The following is a 23,252-nucleotide window of genomic DNA, read 5'->3' on the forward strand; positions in this document are numbered from 1 at the left end:
GCGCGGCAGCGCCTCCGATATGCTGCCACCCAAGTTGTACATACAAGTGGAGTTTCCATGACGACCTATGACATCGTCATCGCCGGCGGCGGCGTGTCGGGCCTGTATTGCGCGCTGCGCCTGGCCGATGCCGGCCACCGCATCCTGGTGCTGGAGGCCGCGGCCGACCGTTGGGGTGGGCGCATCGAGACCGAGGACATGGACGGCTTCATCGCCGAGTACGGGCCGATGCGTTTCGAGCCGACGCTGCAACCGCGCTTCGCCGCCCTGTGCGCCGAGCTGGGCGTGGGGCTGCTGGACTTCTCCGGCCCCTCGTCGGACCAGGTGGTGAGCGACGACCTCGACCTGCCCGAGGCCGAGCGCGGCCTGAACTCGCTGCAGCTGCTCAAGCGCGGCATTTTGCTCATCATGGGCCGCGAGGGCTCAGATAAGGACGACCAAGCCTGGATCGATGCGCTGACCGAGGCCGACTACATGCGGCTGCGCAAGCATGCCCAGCTGCACGGCCAGCCGCTGTGGGACATGGGCTTCTGGAACGCGCTGTCTGCGCAGGGCATCCTGAGCCACCGGGCGCTGGTGAAGCTGCGCGACACCGGGACCTTCTATCACATGATCCCGGAGAACCTGAACGCGGCCGAGTGGATCATCTGGTGGCTGCGCGCCCTCAAGACCGTGGGCCAGCAACTGGCCAGCATCGAGGGCGGCTCGGCTCGGCTGACCGAGGGCCTGCTGTCGCGCCTGCGCGGCCATGCCAATGTGACGCTGGCCGGCGGCCACAGGCTCAGGGGCGTGCAACCCGTCGAGCTGGGCAAGCCGACGCTGGCCCTGGACGTGGCGACGCAGAACGGCCCCGTCACGCTGCGCGCCGAACGCCTCATCCTGGCCCTGCCGCGCCTGCCGCTGCTCAAGCTGACCCGCCACCTGCCCGAGCACATCGCCTCGCAGCTGGACAGCGTCAACGGCTTCCCGATGCTGAAGGTCTTCTTCGTCTGCAACACGCCGTGGTGGAGCTATGGCCAGGCGCCGCAGCAATACGCCAACTGCATGCCGACGCGCGAGATCCACTACTTCCGCCGCGCGCCCGAGGCTGACGCCGATGGCCACGGCATGGTGCTGCTCTATATGGACCGCCCGTCCACCGAGTTCTGGCGCCACTACGTCATCGACGGCGAGCGCCACGACCGCGCCGAGGTGGACCAGAACGCGCGCATCGTCGATGCCTTCACCCTCTTCGTGGCACGGGACGTAAAGCGCGCGGCGGACGCGAACGCCGAATCCGCCCTCAAGCTGACCGACAACGCCAAGCGCATCTTCGGCGACCTGAGCCTGGCCGAAACCAGCCAGTACATCCGCAACTCCATCATCACCTACGGCATCCGCGACTGGGCGCGCGCACCCTATGGCGCGGCCAATCACGGCTGGCAGCCGGGGGTGCGCTCGTGGAAGGTCATGGACGCCTTCAAGGCCTTCGACTTCGGCAGTGGCGCGCGCAATCTGCACATCGTCGGCGAGGCCTATTCGGACTACCAGGGCTTCATCGAAGGCGCCCTGAACAGCGCCGAGCTGGCGCTGGCGACCATACCAGCCAGGCCCGTGGACGAGGCTTCCCAGGAGCCCAGCCTGGGCCTGTCCTGAAGCACGAGATACCAGTTTGAAGTCGATATCCTGCCCGCCACCAAGGAGTGGCGATGAGCAGGAAATGGCTGGCGCTGGCGGCGCTGACGATGGTGGTGGCGGGCGCGAAGGCGGCACCCAAAGTAGGCTCGACGGACTGGGTGCGCGCCCAGATGAAACCCATGCCGGCGGCCACGCCGGCCGAGCTGACCGATGCGCAGTTGCAGGCCTTTGGCGACGCCATCGGCCAGGCTCGCGTCGTGGCGCTGGGCGAGCAGACGCATGGTGGCCGCCAGGAGTTCGAGCTCAAGACGCGCCTGGTGCGCTATCTGCACGAGAAAAAGGGCTTTGACGTGCTGCTGCTGGAAAGCGGCGTCTTCGACGTCGCCCTCTTGCAGCAGGCCATGCAGCGCGGCGAGAAGCTGGATGCGCTGGCGCCGGGCAATGTCTTCTACATGTACTCCAAGAGCGACGCCGGCCGCACGCTGCTGCGCTACCTGGACGAAGCCCAGGCCGGCCCCAGGCCCATGCTGCTGTCGGGCATCGACAGCCAGCTCAGCGGCGGTTTGAGCCGCAGCGAGCTGCCTTCACGTCTGCGTGCGAAGTTGCAGGGTGATGCCGCCGACTGGCCGACGTTTGAGCACCTGGCCGACCAGCTGATGCAGATGGACCGCACGCCGCCGTCGAGTGCAGACGAGAAGACCTTCGAAGCGGTGGCCGCACGCCTGAAGGCCACGCTGTGCAAGGCTGGCGGCGACGAACTGCTGTGCCGCAGCCTGGCCGGCCTGCAGGCCCAGGCGGCCAATTTCTGGCATGGCGACTATCTGCGCGACCGCGAGATGGCCAACAACGTGCTGTGGCAGCTGCAGCGCGTCTACCCGGGCCGCAAGGCCGTCATCTGGGCCCACACCATCCACGTCGCGCGCGGCGTCAAGTTCGACGACAGCCACCGCTATGCCGGCGACATCCTGGGCCAGAAGCTGGGCCGCGACTACTACGTGCTGAACACCACCGCCCTGCAGGGTCGCTTCATGGAGTTCGCCTCGGGCGAGGTGCAGGCCATCCCGCCCGCCTACCCGCGCAGCCTCGAGTCGACCCTGGCCAGCGACCCGGCCGGCTTTGCCTTCCTCAACGCACCGCGCAAACTCAAGATCGGCCTGCCGGCGCGCGCCATGGAGTTCGGCTACGGCATCCCGCTGGGCACCGGCATTGGGCTGGGCGCGCAATGGGACGGCGTCTTCTACATCCGCGACATGGATGCCGTGAAGATGGCGCGCTAGGGCCTGTTCGCCCTACGCTTTCATCCACAGCCGCTCGTAAAGCGGCGAGCGGCAGGACAGCCGGCCATTGACGATGGCCATGCCGTCGCGCTCGGCCAGAGTCGCATGGCTCGGATCGGCCAGCAGCGAGGTACCCAGTCCGAGCCGGTGCGGCTGGGACGACCAGCGCAGGCCAATCGCCTCGGCCAGTGTGGGCAGGACGTCGACATGGGTGAATTCGCGCTGCAGGTCGTCCGCCGGCAGCGCGTGGCCCTGGGCGTCGTAGCGGGCCAGCGCATGGAAGACGGTGCGGCCATGCGCCTCCGGCAGCAGCTCGCCGTTCAGCAGGGGCTCGGGATTGAGGTGGTCGCCCATGATCCAGACGACCTTGGGCCGGCCATCGCGGTTGCCGATGAAGCGTTCCACCAGCTGGGCCACAACGCGGTCGGTGCAGCGCAGGGCCTCGCGCATGACGTCGGCGGATTCATCGTCATCCTCGTCAACCACCGCATCGGCGACGCAGCCGCGGTCATGCGCGCCCGAGGGGCCGTGGGTATCGACCGTCAGCAGCAGGCTCATCCGCGCCTCGCCCGCCTTGCGCGGGCGCTGCATGTCGGCCCAGGCCAGCTCGACGAGGTCGCTGTCCAGCAGGCCCCAGCCGGCCGTGGGCACCCGGACACCGCGTTGCTGCCACTGCTCGGCACCGAAGCGGCGCGCGACATGGTGGTCTTCCAGGAAACGCCCCTTGCCGGCGAACTTCAGCGAGGCGCCGCCGTAGAAGCTGATATCCCAGCCCCGGCCCGCCAACAGATCGGTCAGGCATTGGCCGTTCTCGAAGAAGCGCCGGCTGTACTCCAGCGAGTTGTGGCTCATCAGGCCCACCGGCTGCAAGGGCAGGCCACACAGGGCGCTGAACATGCCGCCCACGGTCCAGCTGGCGCCGCTGAGGTTGCGCAGCTCGCCCAAGGTCTGGAAGTCGTCCTGCATGCGCGTGAGCCTGGGCAGCAGGGCCGCATGGGGCTCGCGTGGCCGCGTGTAGCCCTCGTCCAGGGATTCGACGAAGACGACCAGCACATCGGGCCGCTCGGCCGGCGCCTGCAGGGCGACCTGGCCAGGGTCGACATAGTGACGGGCCAGGTAGTCGCCGCCATCGGGCTCGGGCTGGCAGGGATCGGACACGGTGGCGTTGACCGACACGACAGCGCCTGTGCCCAGCAGGGCCAGCAGCAGCCGGCCATGCCAGCGCTTCATGCGGCTCAGCAGCACGAGGCTGAGCACCGTCAGCGCCAGCACCGCCAGCAGGCAGCGGCAGGCCCGCCACAGCATGCGCGGGTCGGCATAGTCCATGCCGCCGTTCTGCAGGTGATAGAGAACCTGGTCGGGCGTCACCAGGCCCAGATAGGTGCGCAGGAACCAGGTCGCGCCGACGACGGTCCAGAGCAGCAAGACCAGCGCCGCGAGGACGACGGCGCGGGGCGGAACGCGAGGGAGAAAGCGGGCGGCGGGCATTGCCGGCGAGTCTGCCGGTACTGGTTTTCCGCCCCGTAGTCAGAAGTTTGCTGAACGTTCGCGCTCGGCAAAGGACTGTGTGCGCGGTTCGCGTGCCGGTCAGGCTGCCTTCGCGGGCGCTGCCGTGCAGGCCTTGGCAGCCGCGAGACCTCGCAGATAGCCCCGCCTCACGCCGCCGGCCGTGATGGCCGCGCTGACCTGCTTGGCATAGCGCTCGGCACCGCTGAGTTTGCGCACCCAGCCGCGAAAAGGGATGACGCCTTCGGCCGTGCGCTGCAAGGCGCCGGTGGCGGCGTCCTCGCCGCGGTCCAGCAGGCCGGGGTTGCCGCCGGTGTGAGGCGCATCCAGGTCGGGGCCGAGCACCTCGTCCAGTGCGCGGATGCCGGCGGCGAGGCCACCGCAGCTGGCATCAGCCGGCAGGGCATAGGGCGCGGCCGCCGCGGCCTTCAATACCTCGGGGATTTCGGCGCGGACGACATTGAGGTCGCTCAGCGGTGTGGTCGCGGCGGTGGTGACCTTGTCTTGACTGGAGCTGGCGCAGGCACTCAGCACAAGGACGGTGAGCAGGGGGAGGCAGATCTTGTAAGACATCAGCGGACCACGGGGATGAAGATGGGAATATCGATGCGGGAAGCCGACTGGCCGCCCAGGTTTTCCAGGCGAGCCGCAGGGTTGAGCGTCTGCGTGATGGGCACCTCGGCCAGCGCCGGGAAGGCCGTGCGGATGACCGGGAGATCACGCGCCGACTGCTCGCTCAGGGACAGCGCGGCCGCAGTAGGCATGCGCACAAAGCGCGCGGTCTCGACGAAGTTGAAGTTGCCCAGGTAGATGGCCTGCCCCGGCTCAACCTTGAAGACGACGCCGGTCGCTGCCGAGGATGCAAGGTGGGCGTTGCCGCAGTGCAGCTCCCAGCCTTTCAGCTCGTAGTTGCCGGCGGGAAGGGCCACCGCAAAGGGCGACCCCCGCTTCTTGAGGCCTGGATGGGGGTCTTCGCCCTTGAAGGCCAGCACGGGGTTGAGCGTCTGGCCAGAGCCATGCTCGACGGGGTATTTCTCCCCCGTTTCCTGGGACACAAATCTGAGCCGGTACAGGCCATAAGGCCCGGCATAAGTGATGGAACCCGAAACCACGCCCGTCGTCGTGGCGCCGCGCACATCGTGCTTCGCGTCGATGTTGGGTGTGGCGCAACCGGCCAGCCCCAGCAGCAGGAGAACAGCTGCCCAGAGGCGGATCGACAAGGACAAGTTCATGGGCGTCGAGGGTCAAGACGGTGGCGCGGAGTCTAGTGGCGCCACCGCGCCCTGACCGCCCATTCGAGCGGCTATCGCAAGCCCGCATTGATCTTGGCCAGGGCGGCAGACCCGGGGCAGAGCGCCGCTTCGTCCAGGGTATTCAATGCCGCCGCCGTCGTGCGCTGCGCCGCATGCCAGTCCTTGGCTGCCGGGTCGACATAGAGCAGGCCGGTGGCGATCTCGCCGGCCGCGGCGCGCAGCTGCATGGCATTCATCGCACCGAGGCGGTCGGTGGGGTCGTAGTCGGGCGCGACCTTGCGCAGGCGCAGCGTGCTGCCGTCGGCCTGGGGCACGTCGATGACGTCGGGCGAGTGCTCGACGACCTGCTCGGCCGCCAGGTCGATGAAGTCGATGCGGTTCAGCGCCTCGTTGTGGGCGCGGACATGGTCATAGCTGCGCGTCGAGCCGGCATGGTTGTTGAACGCCACGCAGGGGCTGATGACGTCGATGAAGGCGGCGCCGCCGTGGCGGATGGCGCCTTCGATGAGCGGCACCAGCTGGGTCTTGTCCCCCGAGAAGCTGCGCGCGACGAAGGTGGCACCAAGCTGCAGCGCCAGCGCGGCGAGGTCGATGGCGGCGTCGTTGTTGGTGGCGCCCTTCTTGGCCACCGACCCCTTGTCGGCCGTGGCGCTGAACTGGCCCTTGGTGAGGCCGTAGACACCGTTGTTCTCGACGATATAGACCATGCGCACGCCGCGGCGCATCGCATGGGCGAACTGGCCCAGGCCGATGGAGGCGGAGTCGCCGTCGCCTGACACACCCAGGTAGAGCAGCTCGCGGTTGGCGAGGTAGGCGCCGGTCAGCACGCTGGGCATGCGGCCGTGCACGGTGTTGAAGCCGTGGCTGGCGCCGAGGAAATAGTCGGGCGTCTTGCTGGAGCAGCCGATGCCGCTGAGCTTGGCGACGCGGTGGGGCTCGATGTCGAGCTGCCAGCAGGCCTGCACGATGGCGCCGGAGATGGAGTCGTGGCCGCAGCCGGCGCACAGCGTGGAGACCTTGCCTTCGTAGTCGCGGCGCGTGTAGCCGACCTTGTTCTTGGTCAGGCTCGGGTGGTGCAGCTTGGGTTTGGCGAGATAGGTCATGCGGCACTCCTTGGAGCCGTCGCCAGCGCATGCACATGGCGCGTGATCGCGTCGGTGATGAAGCGGGCCGTGATGGGCGTGCCGTCGAAGTGCAGCACCTTGATCAGCTGCGCGGGCGCCACCTCCAGCTCGTTGACCAGCATGCGGCGCATCTGCGCGTCGCGGTTCTGCTCGACGACGAAAACGGCATCGTGGGCCGCGATGAATTCGGCGACGCTGGGCGCGAAGGGATAGGCCCGCAAGCGCATCGCATCGATGTGGATGCCGGCCTCGGTCAGCGCCGCCAGGGCTTCGTCCATGGCCGGCGCGGTGGAGCCGAAGTAGAGGACGCCCAGCCGCGTCTTCTGCGCCGCGGCGCGCACCAGGGGCTGCGGCGCCAGCAAGGCGGCGGTGGCGAACTTGGCGCGCAGGCGCTCGACATTGCGGATGTAGTCGTCGCCGCGCTCGGAATAGATGGCCTGCTCGTTGCGTGTCGTGCCGCGCGTGAAATAGGCGCCCTTGCTCGCATGCGTGCCGGGCAGGGTGCGCCAGGGAATGCCGTCGCCGTCGACATCCTTGTAGCGGGCGAACTCCTTGCCGGCCTCCAGCTGCTCGGCCGTCATGACCTTGCCGCGGTCATAGCGGCGCCCGTCATCCCACTCGAGCGGCGCGCACAGGCGCTGGTTCATGCCGATGTCGAGGTCGCTCATCAGGAAGACCGGCGTCTGCAGCCGCTCGGCCAGGTCCAGTGCGTCGGCCGCGAACTCGAAGCATTCGCGCGGGTCTTCGGGCAGCAGCAGCACATGCTGGGTGTCGCCATGCGAGGCATAGGCGCTGGACAGCAGGTCGGCCTGCTGGGTGCGCGTGGGCATGCCGGTGCTGGGGCCGCCGCGCTGCACGTCGATGACGACGAAGGGGATCTCGGCGAAATAGGCCAGGCCGAGGAACTCGGTCATCAGCGACACGCCCGGGCCCGAGGTGGCCGTGAAGGCGCGCGCACCATTCCAGCCGGCGCCGGTGATGATGCCGATGGAGGCGATCTCATCCTCGGCCTGCACGATGGCATAGCGCTTCTCGCCGGTCGCGGGGTCGGTGCGGAACTTGGCCGCGTATTTCTCGAAGGCCTCGGCGACCGACGACGACGGCGTGATGGGGTACCAGGCACAGACGGTGGCGCCGCCGTAGACGCAGCCCAAGGCCGTCGCGGCATTGCCTTCCATGAAGATCTTGTCGCCCACGGCGTCGGCGCGCTGCACCTTGAGGCCGAAGGGCTGCACCGACAGATGGTCACGCGCGAACTCAGCTCCGGCATGCAGGGCCCGCACATTGGAGTCCAGCAGCCTCTCCTTGCCCTTGTACTGCTCGGCGAACAGCTTCTCGATGACGGCGGCCTCGATGCCCATCAGCTCGCTCAGCGCCCCGAGCACGAGGATGTTCTTGAACAGCGTGCGCTCGCGCGGCACGTCGTAGGTGGCATTGCAGATGGCCGTGGCCGGCATGCCGATGACGTGGATGTCGGGCCGGAAGGCGCTGGGCGGCATGGGCTTGGTGCTGTCGTAGAACAGATAGCCGCCGGGCTGGATCTCGGCCAGGTCCTGGGCCCAGGTCTGCGGGTTCATGGCCACCATCAGGTCGACGCCGCCGCGCCGGCCCAGCCAGCCGGCTTCGCAGACGCGCACCTCATACCAGGTCGGCAGGCCCTGGATATTGCTCGGGAAGATGTTGCGCGGGCTGACCGGCACGCCCATGCGCAGGATGGCCCGCGCAAACAGCTCGTTGGCCGAGGCCGAGCCCGAGCCGTTGACATTCGCGAACTTGACGACGAAATCGTTGACGGCTTCGATGCGGCTCATGCGGCCTCCCGACGGGCCGCCCCTAGGGAGGCCGAGCCCCCTCGGGGGGCAGCGCGCGAAGCGCGCGTGGGGGTTGTCGTCATGCCACCTCCTTGCGCGTCGCATGGTCACGGCAGCCCGCGCCCGCCTTGGTCGTGACGAGCAGAAACTTCTGCATGTCCCAGGCCCCGGTGGGGCAGCGCTCGGCGCACAGGCCGCAGTGCAGGCAGACGTCCTCGTCCTTGGCCATCACGCGGCCGGTCTTCAAGCCGTCCTCGACGTAGATCGCCTGATCCAGGTTCAGGGCCGGCGCGTTGAGGCGATCCCGCAGCTCGGGTCCATCGGCCGTGAAGGTGATGCAGTCCATCGGGCAGATGTCGACGCAGGCATCGCACTCGATGCAGAGCTTGGGCGCGAACACCGTCTGCACATCGCAGTTCAGGCAGCGCTGGGCCTCCTTGAAGGCCGTGGCCGCGTCGAAGCCCAACTCGACCTCGACCTTGATGCTGGCCAGGGCCTTCTCGGCCGCGGCCCAGGGCACCTTGCTGCGCAGGTCCAGCGTGATGGCGTTGTCATAGCTCCACTCGTGAATGCCCATCTTCTGGGAGACGAGATTCACATGCGGCGGCGGGCGCTGGGTGACGGGCTCGCCATGCAGCATGCGGTCGATGCTGACCGCAGCCTCGTGGCCGTGGGCCACCGCCGTGATGATGTTCTTCGGGCCAAAGGCCGCGTCGCCGCCGAAGAACACATGCGACAGCGAGGACTGGAAGCTCTTGGCGTCCAGCACCGGCAGGCCATGCTCGTCGAAGGCAATGCCTGCGTCACGCTCTATCCACGGAAAACTGTTCTCCTGGCCAACGGCGATCAGCACCTCGTCGCAGGGGATGACGACTTCCTCCCCGGTCTGCGCCTTCTTGAAGCGCATGCCGGTCAGCTTGCCGTCCACATGCTCGAAGGCCAGCGGCACATGGAAGTCGAGGATGGGGATGCCCTCGTGCTCGGCATCCTCCTTCTCCCAGGGCGAGGCCTTCATCTGCGCATAGCCGCTGCGCACGGCGACCGTCACCGAGGCAGCACCCAGGCGCCGCGCCGAGCGGCAGCAGTCCATGGCCGTGTTGCCCCCACCCAGCACGATGACGCGTGGCTGCACGCTGTTGACATGGCCGAAGCTGACGCTGGACAGCCAGTCGATGCCGATATGGATGTTCTCGACGGCCTCCTGCCGTCCGGGCAACTGCAGGTCGCGCCCACGCGGCGCGCCGCAGCCGACGAAGACCGCGTCAAAGCCTTCGCCGAGCAGGGCCTTCATCGACTCGATGCGCTGGCCGGACCGCCACTCCACACCCAGCCCCAGGATGTAGCCGCACTCCTCGTCGATGACGCGCTCCGGCAGCCGGAAGCGCGGGATCTGCGTGCGGATGAAGCCGCCGGGCTTGGCCTCGCCATCGAAGACAGTGACGGCATAGCCTTCCAGGGCCAGGTCACGTGCCACCGCCAGCGAGGCCGGCCCCGCGCCCACGCAGGCCACGCGCTTGCCGTTGCGCGCCGCCGGCTTGGGCAGCATGGCGCGGAACTCGTCGCTCTTGTTGTCGGCCGCTACACGCTTGAGGCGGCAGATGGCGACGGGTTCGGGCTTGGCCGCCTGTTTCTCTTCCACCCGACCGCGCCGGCAGGCCGGCTCGCAGGGCCGGTCGCAAGTGCGACCGAGCACGCCCGGAAAGACGTTGCTGACCCAGTTGACCCAATACGCCTCGTCATGCCGCCCCTGGGCGATGAGGCGGATGTATTCGGGCACCGGCGTGTGCGCCGGACAGGCCCATTGGCAATCGACGACCTTGTGGAAATAGGCCGGGTCCGAGATATCGGTCCGCTGCACGGTGTCTCCTCCGTGGTGCGCTTTGTGCGGCGAGTCTAGGACTGCCGCCTGCACGCCGGCTCTGTGGAAACCCTTTGCGCGCCGCGGGACTTGTTTCAGCCCATGACCGGGCGACGGAGCCGCCAGGGGTCCGCATGGGCAGCCGCCACCGTCACCGCCCAGCAGATCCAGGCCGTCCACATCGTGTGGCTGGGGTAGTGGGCGCCACGCAGCATCTGCCCCAGGCCATAGACGACGCCCAGGCCCAGGCAGGCCAGCACCCAGGCGCGCGCCGCGCGGGGATAGGCCTTGGCCAGGGCCCAGCCACCGGCAAGATAGGCGAAGGCGGCACTCGCATGGCCGGACGGGAAGCAATGCCCGCCGCCGCCATCGCGGGCGCCCAGCACCCAGTGCGAGACGTACTGGGCCACGCCGCCAAACTCGGCCAGGTCCCAGGGGCAGCTCGTCAGGCTGAAACGCTTCATCAGCGAGATGACGGCCAGGCAGGCCAGGGTCGTCGCCAGCCACCAGCGCCTCTCGCGCAGGCCCAGCGCGGGCAGCAGCCCGGGCACCAGGTTGAGCACGACGATGAAGGCCATGGCGAGATAGGACAGCAGGCGCCCGCCCTCGTGGATGAGGCTGCGCGTGATCCAGGCCTCGCGCAGCGCAAAGCCGTTGGCGCCGCCGGCGAGTCGCACCGCCCACAGGTCGAGGTGGCTGAGGTCCCAGGCCAGCAGCACCAGCAGGGACAGGCCCAGCGCCAGCACGCCGGCCGGCAGGACGGAGGCGCGCGTGGGGCGGTCTAACAGCTCGGTCTGCATGGCCGCGAATTGTCTTGGCCCTCCGGCCGGCGCGCTTGCTGGAGGCTGGCGTTTCACACCCGGGCAGACCCGGATGGCGCGCCATTGCGGCCGGAAGTCACGCCGGAAACATTTGGCAAGGCCTTGTCTACACTGGCCGCATGAGTTCTCCCGTCTTTGCAGCCGAGCGCGCCGTGCGCATCGGCCGTCAGGCGCTCGAGGTCGAGGCCCGCGCCCTGGCCGAGCTGGCGCCCCGCCTGGGCGACGCGTTTGCCGGTGCCGTGCAGCTAATGCTGGGCTGCCGCGGCCGCGTCGCCGTCATGGGCATGGGCAAGAGCGGCCATGTCGGCCGCAAGATCGCTGCCACCCTGGCCTCCACCGGCACGCCTGCCCTCTTCGTCCACCCCGCCGAGGCGGCCCATGGCGACCTCGGCATGGTCACCCCCAGCGACGTCGTGCTGGCCCTGTCCAATTCCGGCGAGAGCGATGAGCTCAACGCCATCCTGCCGGTGCTCAAGCGCCTGGGCGTGCCCATCGTCGCCATGACCGGCCGCCCGCAGTCCAGCCTGGCCGCCCATGCCGACATCGTGCTGGACAGCGCCGTGGCCGAGGAGGCCTGCCCGCTGCAGCTGGCTCCCACCGCCAGCACCACGGCCCAGATGGCCCTGGGCGACGCCCTGGCCGTGGCCTTGCTCGACACCCGCGGCTTCAAGGCCGAGGACTTCGCCCGCTCCCACCCCGGCGGCGCCCTGGGCCGCAAGCTGCTGACCCATGTGCGCGATCTGATGCGCAGCGGTGACGCCCTGCCCCGCGTGGCGGCCGACACCGGCTTCACCGACCTGATGCGCGAGATGAGCGCCAAGGCCCTGGGCATGGCGGTCGTCGTCGACGCCGAGGACCGCGTGCAGGGCATCTTCACCGACGGCGACCTGCGCCGCCTCGTCGAACAGGGCCGCGACCTGCGTGCCCTCAGCGCCGCCGAGGTGGCCCATCCCAAGCCGCGCACCGTCGGCGCCGAGGCCCTGGCCGTCGACGCCGCCGACCTGATGGAAGCCGCCCGCATCACCGTCGTCCTCGTCGTCGATGCCGACCAGCGCCTGCTGGGCGCCATCAGCATCAACGACCTCATGCGCGCGAAAGTGATCTGAATGCGCCCCGCTCTCCGTTTTCCGCCCGAACTGCTGATCAAGGCGCAAGGCCGCGGCCTGGCCATCAAGCTGGCCATCTTCGACGTCGACGGCGTGCTGACCGATGGCCGCGTCTACATCGGCGAGCACGGCGAAGAGTTCAAGGCTTTCCACACGCTGGACGGCCATGGCCTGAAGTCGCTGCAGCAGGCCGGCATCACGCCCGTCATCATCACCGGCCGCGACAGCCCGGCCGTGCGCCGCCGCGTCGCTGACCTGGGCCTGTCGCATGCCCTCTACGGCGTGAAGGACAAGCTGGCCGCCGCCGAGCCCCTGCTCAGCGCCCTGGATGCCAGCTGGGACGAGATCGCCGTCATGGGCGACGACTGGCCCGACCTGCCGCTGATGACGCGGGCCGGCTTCGCCTGTGCGCCCCCGGGCGCCCATGCCGAGGTGCTGGCCATCGCCCACCACGTCACGAAGGCGACCGGCGGCTACGGCGCGGCCCGCGAGTACTGCGATGTGCTGCTGATGGCCGCCGGCCATTACGAGCGCCTGCTCAACGCCCATCACGACACGCTGGACGGGGGCAAGTCCTCGTGACCCCCGTCGCGCTGCCGATGCCCGTGCCACGCCGACCAAAGCCCAGGCCCTGGCTGTGGCGGGTGCAGAGCCTGCTGTCCAACTACCTGCCGCTGCTGCTGATGGCCCTGCTGGCCAGCGGCACCTGGTGGCTGGTCAAGAACACGCCGCTGCTTGACGCCCCGGGCGAAGTGGCCCCGCCGCGCCATCTGCCCGACTACCGCATGGCCAACTTCGAGATCCAGCGCATCGGCGCCGATGGCCGGCTGCATGTGCAGATCGCGGGCGACGAGCTGCGCCATTACCCGGACACCGACACCGTCGAGATCGACAACGCGCGCGTGCGCGCCATCGCGCCGGATGGCACCCTGGCCATCGCCGAGGCCAAGCGGGCGATCAGCAATGGCGACGGCAGCGACATGCAACTGATGGGCAACGTGCACCTGCGCCGCCTGCCACCCGGTGCCGGCGAGAACGCACCGGCCCAGCTCGAGGTGCGCGGCGAGTTCCTGCAGGCCCTGTCCAACAGCGAGATCCTGCGCTCCCACCTGCCCGTCACCATCCGCCAGGGCAGCTCGACGCTGAACGCGCAGAACTTCGAATACCGCCATCTGACGGGCCAGGTCAGCTTCACCGGCAAGTCCCAAGGCCAGATCACTTCCAAGGGCGGCCGATGAGCGAACTCGTCTTCATCACCGGCGCCTCCAGCGGCATCGGCCAGGCCCTTGCCCTGCGCTACTACCGCGACGGCGCGCGCCTCGCGCTGGTGGCGCGCCGCACCGCCGAAGTCGAACGCTGGGCGGCCGAGCAGCAGCTCGACGCGGCCCGCTTCAAGGTCTATGGCGCCGATGTGGCCGACCTGGAAGCCATGGCCCGCATCGGCCGCGAGTGCATCGCCGCGCAAGGCCTGCCCGACGTCGTCATCGCCAATGCCGGCATCAGCATCGGCATGGACACGGCCCATTTCGATGACCTCGAAGTCATGCGCCGCACCTTCGAGACCAACAACGTCGGCCTGGCCGCCACCTTCCACCCCTTTGTCGCGGCGATGAACGAGCGCCGCTCGGGCACCCTGGTCGGCGTGGCCAGCGTCGCGGCCATCCGCGGCCTGCCAGGGCATGGCGCCTACTGCGCCAGCAAGTCGGCCGTCGTCGCCTATTGCGAAAGCCTGCGCGGCGAGTGCCGCCCCTTCGGCGTCAGCGTCGTGACCCTGCTGCCGGGCTATATCGACACGCCGTTGACGCGCGGCAACCGCTACAGCATGCCCTTCCTGATGCAGGTCGAGGACTTTGCCGACCAGGCCGTGCGCACCATCCGCGCCCGGGTCAGCTACCGCGTCATTCCGTGGCAGATGGGGGTGCTGGCCAAGCTGCTGCGCCTGCTGCCCAATTGGCTCTATGACCGTGCGTTAGGGAGTCGGCCGCGCAAGAAGCGCGCGAGCGAGTGACGGTAGTCACACCAGGGCTGCGTGGCTACACTGCGCGCTCTTCGGACCGAGAGCCGGCCTCAGAGGCGGCGAAGGAGGACATGATGGCCAAGGTGCTTCACCCCTGCTAATGACCGTGCGCTGACGCCCCCGTCAGCGCCGCTCGCCGGCTGCGCATAACGTCTCGCACTGACGGCGCCAGCCCACCTGATCCTGCAGCCTCCGGCTCTCGCCGGGCGGCCGATCTCGGACCACGTCATGAATTTCCGCCTTCTCGGCTCGGGCCTGCTCGCCCTGGCCCTGCCCGCCTGGGGCAACACCCCTGAACTGACCCAACCCACTGCGCTGCGCCTGGCCGCTGGCGAAGCCCGGCCCGTCATCGACGGCCGCCTGGACGACGCGGCCTGGCAGCGCACCCCGGTCTACGAGCGCTTCGCGCAATTCCTGCCTGCCGACAAGCAGCCGGCGCGTTGGCGTACCACGGTGCAGATCCTCGTCACCGACGATGCCCTGGTCTTCGGCATCCGCGCCTGGGACGCCGAACCCGGGCGCATCCGCGCACCGCTCACGCGGCGCGACCAGGTCAAGGCCGACCAGGACTTCATCGCCGTCTTCATCGACCCGGTCGGCCACCGCCGCTCGGCTCAGTACGTGCGCGTCGGCGCGGCCGGCGGCGTCGAGGACGGCCTGTTCGCCGCCGAAGAGGACAGCGAAGACTCGGCCCCCGACTTCGACATCGAAGCGGCCGCCACCCGCCTGCCCGATGGCTACAGCATCGAGCTGCGCTGGCCCCTCGCGGCCCTGCGCTTTCCGCATGCCGATGGCGCGCCGTGGCGCGTCATGGTGGCCCGCAACATCCCGCGCGAGGACCGCACGCTGAACGTCAGCTCGCCGACCCTGAACAAGGATGCCCTGAGCTTCATCGCCGAACTGCAGCCGCTGGACGGCCTGGGCGACCTGGTCGAGCAGGTGCGCGAGCGCAGCTTCATCGCCTTTCGCCCCGAGCTGACGCTGCGCTCGACGCGCGACAGCAGCGAGGCCGATGGCACGCGCCGCTCGCGCAAAGCCAGCCTCGGCGCCGAGTTCAAATGGCGACCGCGTGCCGACTGGGTCGTCGATGCGACGCTGAACCCCGACTTCTCCCAGGTCGAACTGGACGCGCCCCAGCTCGCCGGCAATACCCGCTTCGCCCTCAGCGTGCCCGAGAAGCGCCCCTTCTTTCTGGAGAGCGCGGACGTCGTCGGCCCGACCCAGGCGGACGAGTCGGGGGAGAACCGCAGCCTCGCGGCCTTCTACACCCGCGCCATCACCGACCCCGACTGGGGCCTGCGCGCGACCTGGCGCGGCGCCGGTGCCGAAGCCACGGCCCTGCATCTGCGCGACGCTGGCGGCGGCACCCTGCTGCGCGCCGGCGCATTCGCCACTCGCGCCGGCGTGCAGCCCAGGGACTCCCAGGCCAGCTTCGCGCGCGGCCGCATGCAATTGGGCGGCCTGGGCCTGGCCGGCCTGGTGTCGCTGCGCGACTTCGGCGACGGGCTGGCGACGCAGGTCGTCGGCAGCGACGGCGTCTGGCGGGCCGGCGACAGCGACCAGTGGCGCGGCCATCTGCTGCTGTCCAGCACGACGCTCGGCCTGGACGCCGCAGGCCAGGTGCAGCACATCAACCGCGAGCGCGGCCACCGCGCCTGGGCGGCCTGGCGGCATCGCGATGCGGACTGGGTGGCCAATGTCAACGTCGAGGAGATCAGCCCGCGTTTCGCCAACGACAACGGCTTTGTCAGCCAGAGCGGCATCCGGCGCGCCTCGGCCTTTGGCTATCTGCGCCTGGGTCCGCGCGAATTCGCCGGCATCGCCCTGCACGACCACGAAGCCCAGCTCAAGCTGCAGGAGACGCGCACCCTGGCTGACCCGCTCCTCGGCGTCGCGGCCGGCCAGATCGTCGACCGCCTCGTGCAACCGGGCTTCTGGTTCGCGGCTGCACGCAATACCGGCGTCTGGGGCCATGTCGGCCTGGACAGCCACCGCGCCAGAAGCGGCGGCCAGCTGCATGCGACGCGCACCCTGCTGGTCGGCATGGAGTCCAACCCCGGCGAATTGCTGAACTATGTGAACGCCGAGGTCGAATGGGGCCGGCGCCTGGATGTCGACGCCGATCGCGTCGGCCTGGGCGTGCAGAGCCAGGTCCAGGCCCAGATGCGCATGCCGTTGCCGGGCGCTCTGTGGCTGGAGCTCGAGCAGCACTTCGGCCTGGGCTGGGTCGACGCCCTCGATGGTCGCCGCGCCTTCACGGATCGCAGCGCCCAGAGCCTGGTCGTGCTGCACCTGAGCCCGCGAGAGTCGCTGAGACTCATCTACCAGCAGACCCGCTTCAACCGCCGCGAGGATGCGGCCGCCAGTCTGGCCGCCCAGGACGACCGCGGACACGTGCTGTCCTTGATGTTCCAGCACCGCATCGGCCTGTCCCGCGTCATCAGCCTGGGCCTGAACCGGGCCCGCGCGCAGCCGGGTGCGGTGCGCGCCAACGAACTCTTCGCGAAGGCAACTTTGAACTTCTAGAGAGGCGCCATCAGAAATGACAAAGCGCCCCGAAGGGCGCTTTGCTCAGTTCTCTCGCGAGATCGGGGATCAGTAGCCGCCGGAACGGCCACCGCCGCCGTAACCGCTACCGCCACCACCGTAGCCGCCGCCACCGCCGGAGCGGCCACCGCCGCCACCGCCGTAGCCGCCGCCACCGGAGCGGCCACCGCCGCCACCGTAGCCGCCGCCACCACCGCCGTAGCCGCCGCCGCCACCACCGTAGCCGCCGCCACCGGAACGGCCACCGCCGCCGCCGTAGCCGCCGCCACCACCGTAGCCGCCGCCGCCGGAACGGCCGCCGCCGCCGCCGCCGAAGCCACCCGGACGCTCTTCACGAGGACGAGCTTCGTTGACGACGATGGCACGGCCTTCCAGGGCCTGACCGTTCATGCCGTTGATGGCGGCCTGCGCCTCGGCATCCGAACCCATTTCCACGAAACCGAAACCCTTGGAGCGACCGGTTTCACGATCCATCATGACCTTTGCGGAGGTCACGGTCCCGAACTGACCGAACGCTTCTTGCAGCGATTCGTCACGCACGCTGTAGGCGAGATTGCCCACGTAAAGCTTGTTTCCCATGGGGAAGCCCTTCTCTTCTCAAAACCAAAAAACCATGTGGAGCTTCAACCCATCGTGAACCATTCAAGCGAAGGTGCGGCGTCCAGACACAGGCAATTGATTATGGTGGCGAGGGTAAAGATTGCGGGGAGGCACTCCGGCAAGTGTTGTTTTTCCGAGCTAGCACAAACCCTCGCGCCCTGGGGCCATCACGCGCCCGTCATCGATACCATCGCCGCCCAAGCGTGAAATCCATGACGTCCACCCTGCTCTCCGCCCTCTCCCGAGTCCTCGCCAGCGTCGACGCGCTGCGCAATCTGCGCGCCCTTTACGCCCTGCTGGCCAGCTTCTGCTTCGCCGGCCTGCTGGTGGCCATGGCCCAGTCGGCCCTGGCACGCGAACAGAACCTGCTCAGCGCCCTCTGGCTGGGCCTGGGTTTGGCTGTCGCTTTTTTTGGCGTCAATGCCACCGGGCTGATGTTGATGGACCAGGCCCGCGGCCGGCTCGTGCGCGATCCCCAGGACGCCCTGGCCGATGCGCTGCGCAGCGGCCATCGCGTGCTGCTGGCCCTGCTGGTCGCCCTGGCCCTGGCGGGGGCGGTCGTGCTGGCCCTCGCCGGCCTGCTGTGGGCAACGCGCTGGCCCTTTGTCGGCGCGCCCCTGCTGGCCGTCGTGCTGCCGGCCGGCGTGCTGGCCCTGGGCGGCATCAGCTTCGTCCTCGTCGTGCTGGTCGGGCCGCTGGCCGGGCCGGCGGTCTGGGCCGGCCGGCGCCAGGTGATCGGCTTCCTGCGCGAGCGCCTGCGCCATGGCCTGCCCGAAACGGCCCTGCTGATGTCCGCCGTCTATCTGATGACGGCGCTGGCCACGGCCGCGGTCAGCTTTGTCGTCGTCAGCGGCAGCCGGCTGATGGCCGGCCTGGCCATCGTGGGCGCGGGCGTCGAATTGCCCGCCCGCCAGCTGCTCGCCGGCGTCATGGGCCTGGGTCCGCGCGGCTTTGGCGCCAGCGGCATGCCGCTGGAGGGCGGGTCGCTGGGCCTGGCCGCGCTGATCGGCGGCGGCGTCGTCTTCGCCATCGCCCTGGTGCTGCCCACCCTGGTGTGGCTGCGCGGCTGTTGCGCCGTCTACCTGGCGCTGACCGAGCCGGAATGACGCCCCCGCGCATCGCCTCGCTGGTGCCCAGCGCCACGGAGACCCTGGTGGCCCTGGGGCTGGGGTCCCGCCTCGTCGCCCGCACGGGCTTCTGCATCCACCCCGCCGATGCGGTGAAGGACGTGCCCAAGGTGGGCGGCACCAAGGACGTGAACCTGGCCAAGCTCAGCCAGCTCGCGCCCACCCATGTGGTCGTCAACATCGACGAAAACCGCCTCGAAACGGCCCAAGCCCTCAGGGAATTCGTGCCCGAGGTCATCGTCACGCACCCGCGCCGGCCCGAAGACAACCTGGCCCTGTTCGAGCAGCTGCGCAGCGCGTTTGCCGGCGAGCCGGGCGTCAATGAACGCGCCGCGGCCCTGTCGGCCGAGTTCACGGCCGCCCTGGCGCGCTGCCGGGCGACGCCCTGGCCCGGCGAGAAGGTGCTCTACCTGATCTGGCGCCAGCCCTGGATGACGGTGGCACGCGACACCTATATCTCGACCCTGCTGGCCGAAGCCGGCTGGCGCACCTGGCCCGACGTGCTCGGCGGCGAGCAGGGCGCCGGCCGCTATCCGGCGCTCACTGGCATGGAGCCCTGGCTGGGCGACATCGACCGGGTGCTGCTGAGCTCCGAGCCCTACCGCTTCGACGCCACGCATGTCGCCGAGGCCCAGGCCCTGTGCCCGCAGGCCCGCGTGCAGCTGGTCGACGGCGAGCTGCTGAGCTGGTGGGGTTGCCGCGGGGCGGCGGGGCTGGACTATCTGCGCAGCCTGCAAGATCGCTCACCGGGCTGAGTTTTTCCACCGACGGCGGCGGACCGCCACAATCTGCCGCCATGGACATCTACAAGCCCCTCGTCGCGCTGCTGGCCATCGTGAATCCCGTCGGCGTGGTGCCCTTCTTCATCCACTTCACGAGCAGCCTCACGCGTGAGCAGCGGCGCAAGACCATGCTGGTCAGCGCCTGCACGGCCGGCATCGTCATCGCGCTGAGCGCCCTGTTCGGCCTGAAGATCATCGAGTTCTTCGGCATCTCGCTGGCCAGCTTCCAGGTCGGCGGCGGCTGCCTGCTGCTGATCAGCTCTCTGCAGATGCTCAACGCCCAACCGGCCGAAGCGCGCAAGGAGGATGTGTCGGAGGGCAATACCAAGGCCGATGCCGGCGCCAGCATCGCCGTCGTGCCGCTGGCCATTCCGCTGCTGACCGGCCCGGCGACCATCTCCACCATGGTCATCTATGCCGACAAGACCCGGCACTGGTGGGAGCTGGCCATCCTCTGCGGCTATGGCGTCGTCGTGGCCATCGTCACCTTCATCACCTTCTCGGCCAGCAGCAAGATCGCCAAGGTGCTGGGCCAGACCGGCATCAACATCATGACGCGGCTGATGGGCCTCATCCTCGCCGCCCTGGCCGTCGAACTGCTGGCCGACGGCCTCATCAAGCTCTTCCCCGTGCTCGCCGCACGCTCCGTCAGTTGAGGGAGACACCATGAGCCTGTTCAACCTGCCACCGATCTGGATGGCGCCGATGGCCGGCGAAGCCTCGAGCGCGGCCTTGGTTGCCGCCGTCAGCGCCGGCGGCGGCTTTGGCCAGCTCGGCGCGGCCTATCTGGCGCCCGCACGCATAGTCGAGATCGCGGCTGACATCCGTGCCCGCACCGACCAGCCCTTCGGCATTAACCTGTTCTGCCCCCAGCCCTGGCTGCGCGACGACACCGCCCTGGACGCCTACCTCGCCCGCCTGGCCGCCTGGCACACCGAGCTGGGCCTGCCGGCGCCCACGCGCCCGGAGCGCTACGAGGAAGACTTCGACGCCCAGCTCGAGGCCGCCATCGCCGCCAGACCAGCCGTCATCAGCTTCGTCATGGGCGACCCGGGCGTGGCGCGCGTGGCGGCGCTGAAGGCGCAAGGGTTCAAGGTCATCGGCACCGCCACCCAGGTCGGCGAGGGCCGGGTCCTGCAAGCCAGCGGCGTCGACGCTGTCGTGGCCCAGGGTTATGAGGCTGGCGGCCATCGCGGCGGCTTCCTGGGCAGAGCCGAAGGCGCGCTGATCGGCACGATGGCCCTGGTGCCCCAACTGGTCGATGCCCTCGACATCCCGGTGCTGGCTGCCGGTGGCATCGCCGACGCCCGCGGCGTCGCCGCGGCCCAGGCCCTGGGCGCCAGCGGCGTGACGGTCGGCACGGCCTTTCTGCTGGTCGACGAATGCCCGCTGTCGCCGGCCTACCGTGCCGCGCTGCTGGCGGCCACGGATGCCGATTCGACCCTGACCCAGGCCTTCTCTGGTCGCTTCGCCCGCGGCGTGGCCAACCGCGTCACCCGCGAGCTGGAGGGCGTGGCCCTGCCCGCCTTCCCTCAGCCCAATGCCGCCAGCCGGCCCCTGCGCCAGGCCGCGGCCAAGGCCGGCCAGGCCGACTTCATCAGCCTGTGGGCCGGCCAGGCCCTGCCGCTGAACCGCGCACCGGGCACGGCCGCTCAACTCGTCGCTGCACTCTCGAAGGGCTGGCGCGCTTGACCATCCTGCTGCTGGAAGACGATCCCGCCATTGCGGACACGGTCGCGTTTGCGCTGCGCCGCGAGGGCTTCACCGTCGAGCACAAGGCCTGGCTGGCCGAAGCCCGCGAGCGCCTGAAGCAGGCGCCGGCGCCCGAGCTGCTCATCCTCGACATCGGCCTGCCCGACGGCCATGGGCTGGACCTGTGCCGCGAGGTGCGCGCCGGCGCCCTGGCCCATCTGCCGGTCATCGTGCTGAGCGCGCGCAGCGAGGAGATGGATCGCGTGCTCGGCCTGGAGCTGGGCGCGGACGACTACCTCGCCAAGCCCTTCAGCCCGCGCGAGCTCGTCGCCCGCGTGCGCGCCCTGCTGCGCCGCGTGCAGGCGCCGCCACCGGCCACAGCGGGCTTCCTGGTCGAGGGCTCGCGGGTGAGCCTGGACGGCGTGGTGCTCAACCTCACCAAGCTGGAGCTGGGGCTGCTGACGCATCTGCTGCGCGCGCCTCGCCGCATCCACAGCCGCGACACGCTGCTGGATGCAGTCTGGGGCAGCAGCGCCGAAAGCACCGACCGCACCGTCGACACCCACATCAAGACGCTGCGCGCCAAGCTGCGCGAAGCGGCCCCTGGCAGCGACCCGATCAAGACCCACCGCGGCCTGGGCTACTCCCTCGAACCATGAGGCTGGGTCTTCGCGTCTTCTTCGGCTTCTTCCTGATCGCCGGCCTCAGCGCCGTGCTGCTGCTCAAGGTCTTCCTCGCCGAGGTCAAGCCCAGCGTGCGCGAGGTCATGGAAGACCTGATGGTGGACACCGCCCATCTGGTGGCCGAGGTCGCCGCCGATGAGCTGGCCGCCGGCGCAGCCGTGCCCGATGGCCGACTCGCCGCCCAGTTGCAGCGCTATGTGAAGCGCGACATCGACGTGCCGATCTGGGGCCTGCGCAAGCAGAGCCTGACGCTACGCATCTACGTGACGGACGCCAGCGGCCGCGTCGTGCTCGACTCCGGCCAGCCCTCGGCCGTGGGCCAGGACTACTCGCAATGGCGCGACGTGGCGCTGACGCTGCGCGGCGACTACGGCGCGCGCTCGACGCGCTACGCGGCCGACGACCGCAGCACCATCCTCGTCGTCGCCGCACCGGTGCTGAAGGACGGCCGCACCCTGGGCGTCGTCAGCGTGGCCAAGCCGGTGGCCAGCGTGCAGGCCTTCATCGACCGTGCCGAGCGCCGCGTGTTCTGGGCCGGCGCCGCCTTGCTGGCGACCAGCCTCCTCGTCGGCGTGGGCGTGACGCTATGGCTGGTGGCCTCGGTGCGCCGCCTGCGCCGCTTTGCCCAGCAGGCCCAGGCCGGCCAGGCCCAGACCCTTCCGGCCGTGCCCGGAGAGCTGGGCGACCTCGCCGTCGCCATGGACGACATGCGCCGTCGCCTCGAGGGGCGCGAACAGCTCGAGCACGATGTGCGCGCACTGACGCATGAGCTGAAGAGCCCGCTCGCGGCCCTGCGCGCCAGCGGCGAGCTGCTGCAGGACGAGTTGCCGGAGGCCGATCGCAAGCGCTTCGCAGGCCAGGTGCTGGACCAGACGGCGCGCCTGCAGACCCTGGTGGAGCGTGTGCTGGCGCTGTCGCAGCTGGAGGCCCAGGTGGGCCTCGGCGAGCGCCAGCGCATCACGCTGACCGATTGGGTCGAAGCCCAGCTGGACCGCCAGGCGCCGCGGCTGGAGCAACAGGGCCTGCGCATCACCTGGACGGCGCGTGACGACGTGACGGTTGAAGCCGACACCGCCCTGCTGGAGCTGGCCTTCGGCAACCTCCTCGTCAATGCCATCGACTTCGCGCCCGCCGGCTCGACGCTGGAACTGGCGGTCAGCACGACGCCGACGACCGCAAGGCTGACGCTGCGCGACCACGGCCCCGGCGTGCCGCCCGCCGGCTTCGCCCAGCTCGGCAAGCGCTTCTTCTCGACAGCGCGGCCGGGCAGCCTGGTCAAGGGCTCGGGCCTGGGACTGGCCATCGCGAGGCGCGTGGCCGAGCTGCATGGCGGGCGGCTGACTTTCGAGGCGGCGGAGCCGGGGCTGCGGGTGACGCTCATCCTGCCGCGCTGACTTCACGCCGGCTTCACAGACTTCGTCATGCCCTCAC

Annotated in this window: 21 protein-coding genes; 13 read left to right on the forward strand and 8 right to left on the reverse strand. The window is 69.6% G+C overall.

The genetic code is table 11. From position 1 onward, the window contains the following. Positions 1–57: 57 nt before the first annotated feature. Positions 58–1,635 carry a flavin monoamine oxidase family protein gene (locus J2X20_RS14705; RefSeq protein WP_310266035.1) on the forward strand — a complete coding sequence of 526 codons (1,578 nt, stop codon included), beginning with the start codon at positions 58–60 and terminating at the stop codon, positions 1,633–1,635. Between the two features lie 53 nt (positions 1,636–1,688). After that, positions 1,689–2,894: an erythromycin esterase family protein gene (locus J2X20_RS14710; protein WP_310266036.1), complete on the forward strand. Its 1,206-nt coding sequence runs from the start codon at positions 1,689–1,691 to the stop codon at positions 2,892–2,894. Between the two features lie 12 nt (positions 2,895–2,906). Here the strand turns inward: J2X20_RS14710 and J2X20_RS14715 are convergent, their stop codons facing one another. The 7 genes from J2X20_RS14715 to J2X20_RS14745 all read right to left on the reverse strand — a co-directional run bounded on the left by J2X20_RS14715 (position 2,907) and on the right by J2X20_RS14745 (position 11,246). Continuing rightward, positions 2,907–4,382, reverse strand: a complete 1,476-nt coding sequence (locus tag J2X20_RS14715) for a sulfatase-like hydrolase/transferase (protein ID WP_310266038.1) — start codon at positions 4,380–4,382, stop codon at positions 2,907–2,909. Positions 4,383–4,481: 99 nt separating this feature from the next. Beyond that, positions 4,482–4,973 (reverse strand): hypothetical protein, encoded by a 492-nt coding sequence (locus tag J2X20_RS14720; protein ID WP_310266040.1) that lies wholly within the window; start codon positions 4,971–4,973, stop codon positions 4,482–4,484. Continuing rightward, entirely contained in the window at positions 4,973–5,632 is a 660-nt protein-coding gene (locus J2X20_RS14725; protein WP_310266042.1) for a hypothetical protein, read from the reverse strand. Before J2X20_RS14725 ends, J2X20_RS14720 begins: the two co-directional genes overlap by 1 nt. Before the next feature lie 71 nt (positions 5,633–5,703). Further along, complete coding sequence (locus tag J2X20_RS14730) at positions 5,704–6,756, reverse strand: 2-oxoacid:ferredoxin oxidoreductase subunit beta (RefSeq protein ID WP_310266043.1); 1,053 nt, start codon at positions 6,754–6,756, stop codon at positions 5,704–5,706. Beyond that, positions 6,753–8,588 carry a 2-oxoacid:acceptor oxidoreductase subunit alpha gene (locus J2X20_RS14735; protein ID WP_310266045.1) on the reverse strand — a complete coding sequence of 612 codons (1,836 nt, stop codon included), beginning with the start codon at positions 8,586–8,588 and terminating at the stop codon, positions 6,753–6,755. Before J2X20_RS14735 ends, J2X20_RS14730 begins: the two co-directional genes overlap by 4 nt. Before the next feature lie 79 nt (positions 8,589–8,667). Continuing rightward, positions 8,668–10,446, reverse strand: a complete 1,779-nt coding sequence (locus tag J2X20_RS14740) for an FAD-dependent oxidoreductase (RefSeq protein WP_310266046.1) — start codon at positions 10,444–10,446, stop codon at positions 8,668–8,670. Positions 10,447–10,541: 95 nt separating this feature from the next. Then, on the reverse strand, positions 10,542–11,246 hold the full coding sequence (locus J2X20_RS14745; protein ID WP_310266047.1) for a phosphatase PAP2 family protein: 705 nt from the start codon (positions 11,244–11,246) through the stop codon (positions 10,542–10,544). A 140-nt stretch (positions 11,247–11,386) separates the two neighbouring features. On the opposite strand from J2X20_RS14745, the gene J2X20_RS14750 reads away from it, so the two are divergent. The 5 genes from J2X20_RS14750 (at position 11,387) to J2X20_RS14770 (ending at position 16,916) form a co-directional block, all read left to right on the forward strand. Further along, positions 11,387–12,373: a KpsF/GutQ family sugar-phosphate isomerase gene (locus tag J2X20_RS14750; RefSeq protein ID WP_310266049.1), complete on the forward strand. Its 987-nt coding sequence runs from the start codon at positions 11,387–11,389 to the stop codon at positions 12,371–12,373. Continuing rightward, positions 12,374–12,955, forward strand: coding sequence for a KdsC family phosphatase (locus J2X20_RS14755; RefSeq protein ID WP_310266051.1), 582 nt, complete (start codon positions 12,374–12,376; stop codon positions 12,953–12,955). Positions 12,956–12,978: 23 nt separating this feature from the next. After that, entirely contained in the window at positions 12,979–13,611 is a 633-nt protein-coding gene (lptC, locus tag J2X20_RS14760; RefSeq protein ID WP_310266053.1) for an LPS export ABC transporter periplasmic protein LptC, read from the forward strand. After that, positions 13,608–14,381 (forward strand): SDR family oxidoreductase, encoded by a 774-nt coding sequence (locus J2X20_RS14765; RefSeq protein WP_310266056.1) that lies wholly within the window; start codon positions 13,608–13,610, stop codon positions 14,379–14,381. The genes lptC and J2X20_RS14765 overlap by 4 nt, the downstream gene beginning before the upstream one ends. A gap of 237 nt (positions 14,382–14,618) precedes the next feature. Next, positions 14,619–16,916, forward strand: coding sequence for a carbohydrate binding family 9 domain-containing protein (locus J2X20_RS14770; RefSeq protein WP_310266057.1), 2,298 nt, complete (start codon positions 14,619–14,621; stop codon positions 16,914–16,916). Positions 16,917–16,985: 69 nt separating this feature from the next. On the opposite strand, the gene J2X20_RS14775 is transcribed toward J2X20_RS14770, so the two are convergent. Beyond that, the gene (locus tag J2X20_RS14775; RefSeq protein ID WP_310266059.1) at positions 16,986–17,516 is read right to left on the reverse strand and encodes an RNA recognition motif domain-containing protein; all 531 of its coding nucleotides are present in this window, start codon (positions 17,514–17,516) and stop codon (positions 16,986–16,988) included. A 233-nt stretch (positions 17,517–17,749) separates the two neighbouring features. Between J2X20_RS14775 and J2X20_RS14780 the strand changes: the two genes are divergently transcribed. The 6 genes from J2X20_RS14780 to creC are packed head-to-tail and all read left to right on the forward strand — an operon-like array spanning position 17,750 to position 23,215. Continuing rightward, entirely contained in the window at positions 17,750–18,643 is an 894-nt protein-coding gene (locus J2X20_RS14780; RefSeq protein WP_310266060.1) for a hypothetical protein, read from the forward strand. After that, the gene (locus J2X20_RS14785; protein ID WP_310266062.1) at positions 18,640–19,419 is read left to right on the forward strand and encodes a helical backbone metal receptor; all 780 of its coding nucleotides are present in this window, start codon (positions 18,640–18,642) and stop codon (positions 19,417–19,419) included. The genes J2X20_RS14780 and J2X20_RS14785 overlap by 4 nt, the downstream gene beginning before the upstream one ends. 41 nt (positions 19,420–19,460) lie before the next feature. Continuing rightward, positions 19,461–20,102: a MarC family protein gene (locus tag J2X20_RS14790; RefSeq protein WP_310266064.1), complete on the forward strand. Its 642-nt coding sequence runs from the start codon at positions 19,461–19,463 to the stop codon at positions 20,100–20,102. A 10-nt stretch (positions 20,103–20,112) separates the two neighbouring features. Beyond that, the gene (locus J2X20_RS14795) at positions 20,113–21,138 is read left to right on the forward strand and encodes an NAD(P)H-dependent flavin oxidoreductase (protein ID WP_310266066.1); all 1,026 of its coding nucleotides are present in this window, start codon (positions 20,113–20,115) and stop codon (positions 21,136–21,138) included. Beyond that, positions 21,126–21,797, forward strand: coding sequence for a two-component system response regulator CreB (gene creB, locus J2X20_RS14800; protein ID WP_310267844.1), 672 nt, complete (start codon positions 21,126–21,128; stop codon positions 21,795–21,797). Before J2X20_RS14795 ends, creB begins: the two co-directional genes overlap by 13 nt. Further along, positions 21,794–23,215: a two-component system sensor histidine kinase CreC gene (gene creC, locus J2X20_RS14805; protein ID WP_310266068.1), complete on the forward strand. Its 1,422-nt coding sequence runs from the start codon at positions 21,794–21,796 to the stop codon at positions 23,213–23,215. Before creB ends, creC begins: the two co-directional genes overlap by 4 nt. The last annotated feature ends 37 nt before the right edge of the window (positions 23,216–23,252 follow it).

This window comes from Roseateles saccharophilus (assembly GCF_031458095.1).
GTDB lineage: Bacteria > Pseudomonadota > Gammaproteobacteria > Burkholderiales > Burkholderiaceae_C > Pelomonas > Pelomonas saccharophila_A.

Bases quoted from the DNA above. Each gene is read 5' to 3' on its own strand.
- creC (WP_310266068.1), top strand. From the start codon at position 21,794: ATGAGGCTGGGTCTTCGCGTCTTCTTCGGCTTCTTCCTGATCGCCGGC.
- J2X20_RS14745 (WP_310266047.1), bottom strand. From the start codon at position 11,246: ATGCAGACCGAGCTGTTAGACCGCCCCACGCGCGCCTCCGTCCTGCCG.
- J2X20_RS14715 (WP_310266038.1), bottom strand. From the start codon at position 4,382: ATGCCCGCCGCCCGCTTTCTCCCTCGCGTTCCGCCCCGCGCCGTCGTC.
- J2X20_RS14750 (WP_310266049.1), top strand. From the start codon at position 11,387: ATGAGTTCTCCCGTCTTTGCAGCCGAGCGCGCCGTGCGCATCGGCCGT.
- J2X20_RS14720 (WP_310266040.1), bottom strand. From the start codon at position 4,973: ATGTCTTACAAGATCTGCCTCCCCCTGCTCACCGTCCTTGTGCTGAGT.
- J2X20_RS14735 (WP_310266045.1), bottom strand. From the start codon at position 8,588: ATGAGCCGCATCGAAGCCGTCAACGATTTCGTCGTCAAGTTCGCGAAT.
- J2X20_RS14710 (WP_310266036.1), top strand. From the start codon at position 1,689: ATGAGCAGGAAATGGCTGGCGCTGGCGGCGCTGACGATGGTGGTGGCG.
- J2X20_RS14730 (WP_310266043.1), bottom strand. From the start codon at position 6,756: ATGACCTATCTCGCCAAACCCAAGCTGCACCACCCGAGCCTGACCAAG.
- J2X20_RS14795 (WP_310266066.1), top strand. From the start codon at position 20,113: ATGAGCCTGTTCAACCTGCCACCGATCTGGATGGCGCCGATGGCCGGC.
- J2X20_RS14780 (WP_310266060.1), top strand. From the start codon at position 17,750: ATGACGTCCACCCTGCTCTCCGCCCTCTCCCGAGTCCTCGCCAGCGTC.
- J2X20_RS14770 (WP_310266057.1), top strand. From the start codon at position 14,619: ATGAATTTCCGCCTTCTCGGCTCGGGCCTGCTCGCCCTGGCCCTGCCC.
- J2X20_RS14775 (WP_310266059.1), bottom strand. From the start codon at position 17,516: ATGGGAAACAAGCTTTACGTGGGCAATCTCGCCTACAGCGTGCGTGAC.
- J2X20_RS14790 (WP_310266064.1), top strand. From the start codon at position 19,461: ATGGACATCTACAAGCCCCTCGTCGCGCTGCTGGCCATCGTGAATCCC.
- J2X20_RS14755 (WP_310266051.1), top strand. From the start codon at position 12,374: ATGCGCCCCGCTCTCCGTTTTCCGCCCGAACTGCTGATCAAGGCGCAA.
- J2X20_RS14725 (WP_310266042.1), bottom strand. From the start codon at position 5,632: ATGAACTTGTCCTTGTCGATCCGCCTCTGGGCAGCTGTTCTCCTGCTG.
- J2X20_RS14765 (WP_310266056.1), top strand. From the start codon at position 13,608: ATGAGCGAACTCGTCTTCATCACCGGCGCCTCCAGCGGCATCGGCCAG.
- J2X20_RS14705 (WP_310266035.1), top strand. From the start codon at position 58: ATGACGACCTATGACATCGTCATCGCCGGCGGCGGCGTGTCGGGCCTG.
- J2X20_RS14785 (WP_310266062.1), top strand. From the start codon at position 18,640: ATGACGCCCCCGCGCATCGCCTCGCTGGTGCCCAGCGCCACGGAGACC.